The 12,650-nt window shown below is 74.9% G+C and carries 8 protein-coding genes and 1 pseudogene; 2 read left to right on the top strand and 7 right to left on the bottom strand.

All coding sequences use genetic code 11. The annotated features are described in order from the left end of the window. Positions 1–294: 294 nt before the first annotated feature. Positions 295–1,629, bottom strand: a complete 1,335-nt coding sequence (locus Sm713_RS29810; protein ID WP_249416784.1) for an AI-2E family transporter — start codon at positions 1,627–1,629, stop codon at positions 295–297. Positions 1,630–1,965: 336 nt separating this feature from the next. Further along, entirely contained in the window at positions 1,966–2,160 is a 195-nt protein-coding gene (locus tag Sm713_RS29805; protein ID WP_212913083.1) for a DUF3046 domain-containing protein, read from the bottom strand. Between the two features lie 78 nt (positions 2,161–2,238). Here Sm713_RS29805 and Sm713_RS29800 point away from each other — a divergent pair, with 78 nt between their 5' ends. Beyond that, positions 2,239–3,297 (top strand): hypothetical protein, encoded by a 1,059-nt coding sequence (locus Sm713_RS29800; RefSeq protein ID WP_249416783.1) that lies wholly within the window; start codon positions 2,239–2,241, stop codon positions 3,295–3,297. A 192-nt stretch (positions 3,298–3,489) separates the two neighbouring features. Here the strand turns inward: Sm713_RS29800 and Sm713_RS29795 are convergent, their stop codons facing one another. From Sm713_RS29795 to Sm713_RS29785, 3 genes and pseudogenes are all read right to left on the bottom strand, one after another. Beyond that, complete coding sequence (locus tag Sm713_RS29795) at positions 3,490–3,798, bottom strand: AzlD domain-containing protein (protein ID WP_212913082.1); 309 nt, start codon at positions 3,796–3,798, stop codon at positions 3,490–3,492. Then, on the bottom strand, positions 3,795–4,730 hold the full coding sequence (locus tag Sm713_RS29790; protein ID WP_212913081.1) for an AzlC family ABC transporter permease: 936 nt from the start codon (positions 4,728–4,730) through the stop codon (positions 3,795–3,797). Before Sm713_RS29790 ends, Sm713_RS29795 begins: the two co-directional genes overlap by 4 nt. A 113-nt stretch (positions 4,731–4,843) precedes the next feature. Beyond that, positions 4,844–5,593: pseudogene (locus Sm713_RS29785) on the bottom strand (AraC family ligand binding domain-containing protein); the annotation flags it as partial. Positions 5,594–5,748: 155 nt separating this feature from the next. On the opposite strand from Sm713_RS29785, the gene Sm713_RS29780 reads away from it, so the two are divergent. Next, positions 5,749–10,695 (top strand): ATP-dependent helicase, encoded by a 4,947-nt coding sequence (locus Sm713_RS29780; RefSeq protein ID WP_212913080.1) that lies wholly within the window; start codon positions 5,749–5,751, stop codon positions 10,693–10,695. Between the two features lie 109 nt (positions 10,696–10,804). On the opposite strand, the gene Sm713_RS29775 is transcribed toward Sm713_RS29780, so the two are convergent. After that, positions 10,805–11,665, bottom strand: coding sequence for an Fpg/Nei family DNA glycosylase (locus Sm713_RS29775; protein ID WP_212913079.1), 861 nt, complete (start codon positions 11,663–11,665; stop codon positions 10,805–10,807). A gap of 542 nt (positions 11,666–12,207) precedes the next feature. Continuing rightward, complete coding sequence (locus tag Sm713_RS29770) at positions 12,208–12,588, bottom strand: helix-turn-helix domain-containing protein (protein ID WP_212913078.1); 381 nt, start codon at positions 12,586–12,588, stop codon at positions 12,208–12,210. Positions 12,589–12,650 lie beyond the last annotated feature (62 nt).

Raw genomic sequence — 12,650 nt, 5'->3', positions numbered from 1 at the left:
AGAATCCCTCGCACGCGTGCGGCCCGCACCCCATAAGAATGGATGTTCGATTTCAATGTCAAGCGCCCCACGCCGCGCTCGCCCGCTCCGGCGCCCGGCCGCCTCCCGGGCCTCCGGACCACGTGCCGACATGCCCACATGCCCACATGCCCACGTGCCCACGTGCCCACGTGCCCGCGAAGTACATGCGCGTGACCCGGCGCGTCCGCACCAGGGCGGACCCCGACGCCTGCCTCCCGCGCCACCGCAGGACCAGGACGCCGTGCCCCGGCCGGGGGCTCGGCGGGGACGACCCTACGCCTCCCCGGGCCCGGCGTCGTTCGCTTCGGCGCCGCCGGCGCCCGGCCGCGTCCAGGGCAGGCGCCCCGCCTCGCCCCTCGGCGCGGTGACGAGCCGCCGCAGCCGCGGGGGCACGGTGGGGCGCCGGCGCCTTCGGTGGCCTCCCACCCGCGGGTCGTCCAGGACCTCGTACCGCTTCACGTAGACGCTGAGGAACGCCTGGAGGGTCGCCACCGCGGGAATCGCGATCAGCGCGCCGACGGCGCCCAGCAGGGCCGTGCCGGCGATCACGGAGCCGAACGCGACGGCGGGGTGCAGGTCGACGGTGCGGGCGGTGAGCTTGGGCTGGAGGAGGTAGTTCTCGAACTGCTGGTAGACCACCACGAAGATGAACACCCAGAGCGCGTACCAGGGGTTGACCGCGAAGGCGAGCAGGATGGGCAGGGCGCCCGCCAGGTAGGTGCCGATCGTCGGGATGAACTGCGAGACGAGACCCACCCATACGGCGAGCACCGGCGCGTACTGGACGCCCAGCGCCTCCAGCAGTACGTAGTGCGCGAGGCCCGAGGCGAGTGCCATGAGCCCGCGGGAGTAGATGTACCCGCCGGTCTTGGTGGCCGCGATCTCCCAGGCGCGCAGCACCTCGGCCTGCCTGGCGGGCGGCAGCACGGAGCACAGGGTGCGCCGCAGCCGCGGCCCGTCCGCGGCGAAGTAGAAGGCGAACAGCAGGACCGTCAGCATCCTGAAGAGGCCGCCCAGGACCTGCGTGGAGACGTCGAGAACCCCGCTCGCGCTGTTGCGGACGTACGACTGGAGCCATGCGGAGTGCAGCAGGCTGTCCTGGATCTCGACCCTGCTGAGGTCAGTGCCGAAGGTGGAGTTGATCCAGTTGATCAACGAGTCGAGCGTCCCGGGGAAGTCCTCGACCAGCTGGATGATCTGGTCGGCCATGATCGTGCCGAGCAGCGTGACGAAGCCGGCGGACGCAACCAGCACCAGCAGGAAGACCAGGCCGGTCGCCAGGCCCCGGCGCATCCCGTGCCCGGACATCCAGCTCACCGCCGGCTCGACGGCGAGGGCCAGGAAGAACGCGATCAGCAGGTTGATCAGCAGGCCGACGACCTGGTGGAAGGCCCAGCTGCCGAACTGGAAGCAGGCGATCAGGGCCAGGGCGAGCACCATGGCACGCGGCAGCCAGACCGGCATGCGGCTGAGGCGTCCGGCCGGACCGCCCGGAGCGGGCGCCTCGGGCGCCTCGGGCGGTTCGGCCGTGCCGGCCGTCTCACCGGAGGCTTCGGGCGTGAGCGGGTCGCCGGGGGCGACTCGGGCGGTGTCGTCTGTCGGGGCCACGCAGCCAGTCTCACGTACTCCGGGGGTAGCCGTGCCACGGCCCCTTGCCGCGGGGTCGGAGCACCCTTCCGGTGCGGGGCCGGAGCGCCTTCCGGTGCGGGGCTGGCACCTTCCGGTGCGGGGCCGGAGCGCCTTCCGGTGCGAGCCCCGGGCACCCGTCTCCCGGGGCGCGCGCCCACCACGAGTGGGGCGCATCGAAGGGGGTGCGGGCGCACGGGAGTGAAGGCGCTTCTGCCGGGCGCGGGCCCGCCACCCCCCGATCGGTGAACCGTGTGCTCCGGGCAGCCGGATCCCCGGTCTCCCGGTCTCCCGGTCTCCCGGTCTCCCGCGGAGGGATCAGCGCTTCTCGGGCGGTATGTCCAAGGCGTCGCACACGGCACGCCAGACGTCCTTGGCCTCCCAGCCGGCATCCAGGGCCTCGTGGACCGTACGTCCGCCGAGCTGGGACATCACATGATCGCGGGCGAAGGAGTCGGCGTAGCCGGCGCCGAAGTGCTCCACCATCTGCTGCCAGAAGACCGTCAACCGCATGACCCCAGTATCCAGCCCCGGGAGTGCAGCCGGGCAGGACGGCCACGGTGACGGCCTGTTGCGGCCTACCGTCAGAACATGACCGAAACCGAGACAACTGCTCACACTCCGTCACCGCGCCGCCCGGTGCGCTCCTCGCACAGCGCGGTCCCGGCCCCGCCGCACCAGGCGCGCGCCGCGGCTCCCGCCGGTCCCAGGGTGACGACGGCGTCCGCGAAGTCCTCCGCGCTGCTGCGCGCCGAGGAGTTCGTCCGGCTGACCGCACGGGTGCTGGAGCAGCGACGGTTCGCGTACCACTTCCTCGGTGCGGGAGCCGCGGGCGCCGAGGCCGTGGAGACCGCCCTGGCGGCCTACAGGAATGACGACGAGGGGTTCGGGCACGCGCTGGACCCCCGGCTGCGGGGGCCGCAGAGCAGGCCGGCGCACACCGTGTACGCGCTGCGCGTACTGGACTCGATCGGCCGGTGCTGCGGCCGGCGGGTGGAGCGCCTGGGCCGCTACCTGACGGCGGTGTCGGCCCCCGACGGGGCACTGCCCGCGTTCCCACCCGGACGGCACCCCTTCGCGAGCGCCCAGGGCGAGCTGCTGACCACCGGGCCCGTGGTGGGCCTGCTGCACCGCAACGACGTGTGGCACGCGTGGCTGTTCAGGGCGACGGACTTCTGCTGGGGGGCGATCGAGTCGCTGGCGGCGCCGAGCCCGCACGAGGTCCGGGCGGCGGTCGCCTTCCTGGACTCCGTGCCCGACCGCCAGCGGGCGCAGGCGTCCGCCGACCGCCTCGGACGGCTGGTGCGCGAGCAGCGGCTGGCCGTGCTCGACCCGCAGCAGCCCGACACCTCCCCGGCCGTCCCCGGCTGCGCCCCGTCCGAACTCCACTTCCCGCACGACTACGCCCAGACGCCGCAGTCCCTCGCGCGCGCCTGGTTCACCGACGACGAGATGGACCGCTCCCTGGACTTCCTCACCGCGGACCAGCAGCAGGACGGGGGCTGGCCGGTCCTGCCCGGCAGCCCCGGCGGGCTGCGCGCGGAGCAGCGCTGGTCCCCCGGCGCGGTCGTGGAGCGCCTGGAACGCCGGCCCGGGCTGACGATCGAGGCCCTGCGCACCCTGCGGGCGTACGGGCGCACGATCGGCTGAGCCTCCGGGCGGCCGCGGCCCGCTCGCCACGGCGCCGCGGCCGGCGGGCCGGCCGGGCAGCAGGGCGGCGGGGCGGCAGGGCGGCAGGGCGGCAGGGCGGCAGGGATGCGGACGCGATCGGCGGGGCGCGGGGACGCGCACGCCCCGGGACGCGCGGTCACCCCGGCCGGGGTCGCCCCGGCCGGGAGGGGTTCACCCGGCCATGGCCCGCACGCCCGCGGTGACGAGCACGGCCGCCGCCACCACGAGCAGGAACGGCGCGCGGAACATGAGGGCCACCGCGGCGGCGGCCAGGCCGGCGGTCCTGGCATCGAGCAGGAGGGAGCGCCCGTCGGCGAACGTCTGCTGGGCGGTGAGCGCGGCGAGCAGGGCCACGGGGAGGAGGGCCGCAAGGCGCCTGACGAGCGGCCGCTCCAGGAGCCCGGCCGGCACGACGAGGCCCATGAGCTTCACGGCGTAGCAGCCGGCCGCGGTGACCCCGATGGCGATCCAGATGTTCACCGTTGTTCCTTCTGTGTGTCGTGCCCGTCGAGTGCGTGGGGGACGTCGTGCGTGTCGGGTGCGTGGGGGACGTCCGGCGTCGGGGGCGCGCCGGGCGTCCGGCGGCCCTCCGGCCCGCTGCCGGGGCTCTGGGCATCGAGGCTGCTCCTGCGGCCGTCCACCCAGAGCACAGCCGGGGCGGCGAGTGCCGCGACGAGGACGGGTACGCCCGTGGGCAGGACGGGCAGCAGGCCGAGGCCGAGGACGACAGCAAGGGCCGCGACGGCGCGTTCGGTGCCGGTGCGCAGCATGGGAGCGAGCAGCGCCAGGAAGACGGCGGGACCCGCCGCGTCGAGGCCCCAGGCCCTGGTGTCGCCGATGGCCTGGGCCCCCACCGCTCCCAGCAGGGTGGTGAGGTTCCACAGCAGGTAGAGGGTCAGCCCCGTGACGGTGAAGCCGATGCGGGCGCTGCGCCGGTCGGGCTGGGCCAGCGACACCGCCGTCGTCTCGTCGATGACCCACTGGGCTGCGGCGGGGCGCACCGCGCGCGGGAGGGCCAGAAGTTGTGAGAGCCGCAGCCCGTAGAAGGCGTTGCGCACGCCCAGGAAGAAGGCACCGGCGGCCGCGGTGAACGGGTTGCCGCCCGCGGCGAGCGCGCCCACCAGCGCGAACTGCGAGGCGCCGGTGAAGACGAGCAGGCTGAGCGCGCACGTCTGGAAAAGGCTGAGGCCGCTGCCGGCCGAGGTCACGCCGAAGGCGAACCCGGAGAGGCCGACGGCGACGCCCACCCCGAGCGCGTCCCTGACGACGGCGGCGTCCGACTTTCCGCCGTGCGTGCCGTCCGGTCCCGGGTGGAGGGGCCGTGCGCCGTGCGATTCCGGCCGGTGGGTTCGTGCGCCGTGCGCGCCGCGCTGAGGGGCCCCTTCGTCCGCTGTTGCTCTCTGGTCTGCCACGCCCCGGACGCTACGGAGGGCCGGGCCCGCCGGTCTTGTACGTTCTTGCGCTCCCGCTGGTAGGCACCCGGCGGCACCCCGACCGCCCGGGAGAAGTGCCGGGTGAGGTGGGACTGGTCGGTGAAGCCCACGGCGACGGCCGCCTCGGCGGGGACCGTGCCGCCGTCGAGCAGGCGGCGGGCACGGCGCACGCGCGCGTCGGTGAGCCAGGTGTGCGGAGGCATCCCGTAACGGGCGCGGAAGGCCCTCAGCAGCGCGAAGGGGCTGGTGCCGAGGCCGGTGGCGAGCGCCTCCAGGGTGGGCGGGTCGGTCATGCGCTCCTCCAGCACGGCACGCGCGCGTGCCGCGACACCGGCGCCCGCGCCGGACACCGGGCGATGGGGCAGCGCGCCGCCGTTCCGCCGCAGCAGCCGGGTCACTGTGAGGCGCAGCAGGGTGTCGGCGGCCAGGGCGTTGCCCTCGTCCGCGGCCCGCAGCACCTGGTGGACCAGGTGTGCGGCGTACGGGTCGTCCAGGACGGGGCTGGCGAAGCCGGGCGTGCCGCGGATGGCGGTGGTGTCCGCGGCGATCGCCGCGACCAGCTCCGGCGCCGGGTACACCGCGCCGTAGCGCCACCCTTCGGGCACCCCGGCGCGGCCCGTGTGAGGAGTGTCCGGGTTGACGAGGGCGAGGGCGCCGGGGCCCGCGAACTGTTCGGCGCCGCCGTGGTGGAAGACCTCCAGGCCCTCGGTGATGGCGGCGATCACGAAGGTCTCGTGGGTGTGCCGCACGAACGTCTTGTGGATGTACCGGGCGCGGAGCAGGTCGACGCCCGGAAGGTCCTCGTACTGCCAGTGCCGTGCCCGCTCTCCCGTACCCGCCATGCCCCCATTGTGTGCCGGGGCGCCCGCCCCGTCCCTCATCCGCGGTGCCCCGGCCGTGCCTGCGGCGGGCCGGGCGCCGGCCCGGCGCGCCCGCGAGGGCCGGGGCGTCCACGCAGGTCAGGCGCTATGTCAGTGGCCGGGTGCACGATGGTGTCATGGCGCACGACCCTCTCGACGGCTTCTCCCCCGCGACCCGCGGCTGGTTCACGGGGGCCTTCTCCGCGCCCACCGCGGCCCAGGCCGGTGCGTGGCGTGCCATCGGCGCGGGCTCGGACGTGCTGGTCGTCGCGCCGACCGGCTCCGGCAAGACCCTCGCCGCCTTCCTGGCCGCGCTCGACCAGCTCGCGTCCGCGCCGCCGCCGGCGGAGACCAAGAAGCGCTGCCGCGTGCTGTACGTGTCGCCCCTCAAAGCGCTCGCCGTCGACGTGGAGCGGAATCTGCGCAGCCCGCTGACGGGCATCCGCCAGGAGGCGGTGCGGCTCGGCCTGCCCGAGCCCGAGGTGCGGGTCGGCATCCGCTCCGGCGACACCCCCGCGGCCGAGCGGCGCGCGCTGGCCACCCGCCCGCCGGACATCCTGATCACGACCCCCGAGTCGCTGTTCCTGATGCTGACCTCCACCACCCGCGAGGCCCTGACCGGGATCGAGACGGTGATCCTCGACGAGGTGCACGCGGTCGCCGCCACCAAGCGCGGTGCGCACCTCGCCCTGTCCCTGGAGCGCCTCGACGCGCTGCTGCCGAAGCCCGCGCGGCGCATCGGCCTCTCCGCGACGGTGCGCCCGGTGGACGAGATCGCCCGGTACCTCTCGCCGCGCCGCAGGACGGAGATCGTCCAGCCGCCCTCGGGCAAGGAGTTCGACCTGTCCGTGGTCGTGCCCGTGGAGGACCTCGGCGAGCTCGGCGGCTCCCCCGTCGGCGACGACCAGGGCGCCGAGCGGCCCTCCATCTGGCCGCACGTCGAGGAGCGGATCACGGACCTGGTCCAGGCCCACCGGTCCACGATCGTGTTCGCCAACTCCCGGCGCCTGGCGGAGCGGCTGTGCAACCGGCTCAACGAGATCGCCTACGAGCGCGCCACCGGCGAGCCCCTGGAGGAGGCGCACTCCCCGGCGCAGCTCATGGGCGGCTCCGGCGCCGCACAGGGCGCACCGGCCGTCATCGCGCGCGCCCACCACGGCTCGGTGTCCAAGGAGCAGCGCGCGCAGGTCGAGGAGGACCTGAAGGCGGGCCGGCTGCCCGCCGTCGTGGCCACCTCCAGCCTGGAGCTGGGCATCGACATGGGCGCGGTCGACCTCGTCGTCCAGGTGGAGTCGCCGCCGTCGGTGGCGTCCGGCCTCCAGCGCGTCGGCCGGGCGGGGCACCAGGTGGGCGCGGTCTCCACGGGTGTGGTGTTCCCCAAGTACCGCGGCGACCTGGTGCAGGCGGCCGTGGTCACCGAGCGGATGCGCACCGGCGCCATCGAGGCACTGCGCGTCCCCGCCAACCCCCTGGACGTGCTGGCGCAGCAGCTCGTCGCCATGACCTCCATGGACACCTGGCAGGTGGACGACCTGCTGGCCCTGGTGCGCAGGTCGGCGCCGTTCTCGTCGCTCCCGGAGTCCGCCTTCACGGCCGTCCTGGACATGCTCGCGGGCCGCTACCCGTCCGACGCGTTCGCCGAGCTGCGGCCCCGCGTGGTGTGGGACCGGGTCGCGGGCACGATCACCGGCCGCCCGGGAGCCCAGCGGCTCGCGGTCACCTCCGGTGGCACGATCCCGGACCGCGGCCTGTTCGGTGTGTTCCTCGCCGGTGCCGACCCCAAGAAGGGCGGCGGGCGCGTCGGCGAGCTGGACGAGGAGATGGTGTACGAGTCCCGCGTCGGGGACGTGTTCACCCTGGGCACCACCTCCTGGCGCATCGAGGACATCACCCGCGACCGCGTGCTGGTCTCCCCGGCCCCCGGGGTACCCGGCAGGCTGCCGTTCTGGAAGGGCGACCAGCTCGGCCGCCCGCTGGAGCTGGGCCGGGCGCTGGGCGCGTTCCTGCGCGAGGTGAGCGCGCTGCCCAAGGACGACGCGCGGCTGCGGCTGCTGGCCGCCGGCCTCGACGCCTGGGCCTCGGACAACGTCCTCGCCTACCTGGACGAGCAGCGCCAGGCCTGCGGCCACGTCCCGGACGACCGGACGATCGTCGTGGAGCGGTTCCGCGACGAGCTGGGCGACTGGCGGATCGTCGTCCACTCCCCCTTCGGCGCCCAGGTGCACGCCCCGTGGGCGCTCGCCCTGGGAGCCAGGCTCGCCGAGCGGTACGGCATGGACGCCCAGGTGATGCACGCCGACGACGGCCTCGTGCTGCGCCTGCCCGACGCCGACATGATGGGCCTGGACCTGCTGGACCAGGACCCGGCCCGCCCCGGCGCCGAGTACGACGCGAGCCAGGCGCCGGTGGGCGCCTCGGACGTCGTCTTCGACAAGGGCGAGGTCGACCGGACGGTCACGGAACAGGTCGGCGGCTCGGCCCTGTTCGCCGCCCGCTTCCGGGAGTGCGCCGCGCGGGCGCTGCTGCTGCCCCGCCGCAATCCCGGCCGGCGCACGCCGCTGTGGCAGCAGCGCCAGCGCGCGGCACAGCTCCTGGAGGTGGCCAGCGAGTTCGGCTCCTTCCCGATCGTGCTGGAGGCGGTGCGCGAGTGCCTCCAGGACGTGTTCGACGTGCCGGGGCTCGCCGAGCTGATGGGCGACATCGAGTCCCGCAAGGTGCGCCTGGTGGAGGTCACCACTCAGGAGCCGTCCCCGTTCGCGCGCTCCCTGCTCTTCGGGTACGTGGCGCAGTTCCTGTACGAGGGCGACTCCCCGCTCGCCGAGCGCCGCGCCGCCGCGCTCTCGCTGGACTCCCGGCTCCTCGCCGAGCTGCTGGGCCAGGCCGAGCTGCGCGAGCTGCTCGACGTCGACGTGCTGGTCGAGCTGGAGCGCGAGTTGCAGTGGCTCGCGGAGGACCGGCGCGTGAAGGACGCCGAGGGCGTCGCCGACGTGCTGCGGGTGCTCGGGCCGCTCACCGGGGAGGAGCTGGCGGAGCGCGGAGCGCGGCCTGAGTGGGTCGAGGAGCTGGCGGGCGCGCGCCGCGCCATCCAGGTGCGCATCGCGGGCACGGAGCACTGGTCCGCCGTGGAAGACGCGGGCCGCCTCCGGGACGCGCTGGGCACGGCGCTGCCCGTCGGCGTCCCCGAGGCGTTCACGGAGCCCGTGCGTGACCCCCTGGGAGACCTCCTCGCGCGCTATGCGCGCACCCACGGGCCGTTCACGTCGGCGGCGGCCGCCGCGCGCTTCGGGCTCGGCGCCGCCGTCACCGACGGCGCGCTGAACCGCCTGACGGCGAGCGGACGCCTCGTCCAGGGCGAGTTCCACCCGGCGGGCGTCGGCCAGGAGTGGTGCGACGCGACGGTGCTCCGCAGGCTGCGGCGCCGCTCCCTGGCGGCCCTGCGGCACGAGGTGGAGCCGGTGCCCCCGGCCGCGCTCGCGCAGTTCCTGCCGCAGTGGCAGCACCTCGGCGGGCACGGGCTGCGCGGCATCGACGGCCTGGTACGGGCCATCGAGCAGGTGCAGGGGGCTTCGGTGCCCGCCTCGGCCCTGGAGCGGCTGGTGCTGCCGTCCCGGGTCTCCGACTACGCCCCCACGATGCTGGACGAGCTGACCGCATCGGGCGAGGTGGTCTGGGCGGGCGCCGGCGCGCTGCCCGGCAAGGACGGCTGGGTCAGCCTCTACCTGGCCGACGCGGCGCCCCTCCTGCTGCCGCCCCCGCACCCCCTGGAACTGACGGCACTGCACCAGGCGGTCCTGGACGCGCTCTCCGGCGGTTACGGCTTGTTCTTCCGGCAGATCGCGGACCAGATACGCGCCACCACCCACCCCGACGTCACCGATCCCCAGCTCGCCGACGCGATCTGGGAGCTGGCCTGGTCGGGGCGGCTGACCAACGACACCCTGGGCCCGCTGCGCGCCCTGCTCGGCTCGGGCCGCACCGCGGGCGCCACCGCGCACCGCGCGAAGCGCGCCGTCCCCCGCGGCCGTTACGGGGCGCTCGCCTCGTCCCGCACCACGTCGCGCAACGGCCCGCCCACCGTCGGGGGCCGCTGGTCGCTGCTGCCCGAGCGGGAGAGCGATGCCACGGTCCGCGCGCACTCCCTGGCGCACACCCTCCTCGACCGGCACGGGGTCGTCACCCGTGGCGCGGTGGCCGCGGAGGGCGTGGAGGGCGGCTTCTCCGCGGTCTACCGCGTGCTGTCGGCCTTCGAGGACAGCGGTCAGGCCCGGCGGGGCTATGTCGTCGAGGGCCTCGGCGCGGCGCAGTTCGCCATGGACGGCGCGGTGGACCGGCTGCGCGCGGTGGCGAACGCCCGTGAGCGCGGCGAGCCGCTGCCTCCACCGCCGGGCGGCGGAGGCGAGGGTGAGGCGGGGCCGTCCCCCGAGTGGACCCCGGGATTCGGTACGGACGGGACGGCATGGGCCCCCGGGACCACGGGGCGCGGCGGGGGTGGCGAGGTGCCCCGGTTCGAGGGGCCGCGCAGCTTCCACGGCACGCGTGGATTCGGGGAGGACGGCGCGTTCGAGGAGTTCTTCGAGCCTGACGGAGGGGCGTATTCCGGTGGGAACGGCGGCCGCTACGGGGCCGAGGGGCGCTCGGGCGCGCAGGGCAGTGCTCGTGGCTTCGGGCGGCGCGGCCGGCCCCGTGGCGCGCCGCGTGCCGTGGTGCTCGCCGCCGCCGACCCCGCGAACGCCTACGGGGCGGCGCTCTCCTGGCCGGAACCCCCGACGGGCGCCGGGCACAAGCCGGGCCGCAAGGCGGGGTCGCTGGTCGTGCTGGTCGACGGGGAGCTGACGCTCTATATGGAGCGGGGCGGCAAGACGCTGCTGGCCTGGCCGGAGAACCCGGATGCCGCGCTCACCGCCGACGACTCCCGCCTCGCCGCGGCGGCGGAGGCGCTCGCCGAGGCGGCACGGGCGGGTCGGCTGGGCACGGTCACCGTGGAGCGGATCAACGGCGAGTCGTCGCTCACGTCGCCGGTCGCCTCACTGCTGGAGGACATGGGTTTCCACGCCAATCCGAGGGGGTTGCGGCTCCGGGCGTGAGGGTGCGCCCGGACCCGGTGCCGGGGGCGTTCCGGACCGGGGTCGTCCGGGTGCCCACGGGCTCCGCCCCCAGGGCCGCCCATCCCAGGACCGCTCAGCCCCGGACCGCTCAGCCCGAGGCTCGCCAGGGTGCCCGGGGCGAGCGGGTGGGAGTCCTGCGTGGCCGGGCGGCGGGGTCCGGGGAGGGGCCCACCTGGCATCCGGGGCACCAGTACGTGGGGCGCTCCCGTGAGCCGTTCCCCTGGTCGCCGACCCGGATCGGGGCGCCGCAGCGCAGGCAGGGGCGCGGGGCGCGGCCGTACACGAAGAGCCGGGGCGCGCGGCGGCCCGTGGTGGAGCGGTCGGGCTCGGTACGGTTCGCCTCCAGCAGCCGCTTCGCGAGGCCCGGGAGCCGTTCGGCGACCTCGGCGGGCAGCTCGCCCACCGGCAGCCAGGGAGTGGCCCCGATCAGGAAGCACAGCTCCGATTTGTAGACGTTTCCCACACCGGCGAGATTGCGCTGGTCGAGCAGTGCCTCGCCCAGCGCGCGGCCGGGTTCGCGGAGCAGGTTGGCCAGTGCCGCGTCCGGGTCCCAGTCGGGGCCGAGCAGATCGGGTCCGAGGTGGCCGACCGCGCGTGCCTCGTGGGAGGTGCGCAGGAGTTCCAGGACGGGCAGCCGGTAGCCCACGGCGGTGGGACCGGCGGTGCCCAGAATCGCGCGGATCTGGTGGCCGGGGCCGCCCCGCCAGCGATCGCCTGGTGCGTACACCTTCCAGGAGCCCTCCATGCCCAGGTGGGAGTGGAGGGTGAGGCCGCCTTCGACCCGGGTGAGCAGATGCTTGCCGCGGGAGACCACCTCCAGCACGCTGCGCCCCGTGAGGTCGGCCGTGGCGAACGCCGGCACACGCAGGTCGGAGCGGGTCAGCTCGCGCCCGGCCAGGCCTCGGTGCAGCCGCTGCGCGGCCTGAAAGACGCTGTCTCCCTCGGGCATGGTCTCCAGGGTGGCATGGCGCCCTGGGCGAGGGGAGCGGAGGCGGCACGGACGAACCGGCTCGGATCGGCGGAGCTGAAGGAGGCTGAAGGAGGCTGAAGGCCGACCGGAATGGGACGAAGAACACACAGAACGTCGATAAGTAGCGACAGCGACAAAGACCTCTGGGGTGATCGAGGAGCGACCTACTCGAACAGCCCCAAGGGCGGCGGGAGGGCACGCGAAGTCGCGCGAGGGGACGCAAGCCCGCCCCGTCTCACCGGCAGACGGCTCGAACAGGCCCGAACGGCCGATCCCGAGGTCGCGCCCCGAAGTCCTCGCCCGGAACGGTCGCCCCCGCAGAACCCGCCCCGACCCCCCAGAAAGCGGCACGAGCCCCGGCCGGGACGGTCACGTGATCCGTGCCGCCCCGGCCGGGGCTCGGTGCTCGATTGACAAGTCTGGTGGTTGTCCGGTGAACGACAGGTCGCTGGGCGTCACACCCGGTGCAGGACACCCGCGCGGGGGGTGCGGCGTCCGGAGGGAACCGGCAGCGGCGTCGGTCAGGCGGCGACCACGTCCACCGCTTCGGCCGGTGCCTTGATCGTCACCCGTTCCGGTGGCACACCGGTGACCGAGACCGAGTTCAGCATCGGGTGCACCGCCGCCGATGCCGGCACAGGCTCGGGCGCTGCCGCCGACTCGGCGAGCTCGGCGAGGGCGAGTTCGTCGCTCACCTCGTGCATGAGCTCGGACATCCGTACCTCAAGCGCGTCGCAAATGGCGGAGAGCAGCTCGGAGGAAGCCTCCTTCTGCCCCCGCTCCACCTCGGAGAGATAGCCGAGCGAGACTCGGGCCGACGAGGAGACTTCGCGCAGAGTACGGCCCTGGCGCTGGCGCTGCCGACGCAGCACGTCACCCAGCAGGCGACGGAGCAGGATCATCGGTGGCTCCCTCCTCGGACCGTGTAGCCGCTTCCATTACGCCCCACCGTACCGCCTCCCGC

It is taken from the genome of Streptomyces sp. TS71-3 (assembly GCF_018327685.1).
Classification (GTDB): Bacteria; Actinomycetota; Actinomycetes; order Streptomycetales; family Streptomycetaceae; genus Streptomyces.
Note: the sequence above shows the minus strand (reverse complement) of the source record. Positions and strands in the feature narration are given on the sequence as shown.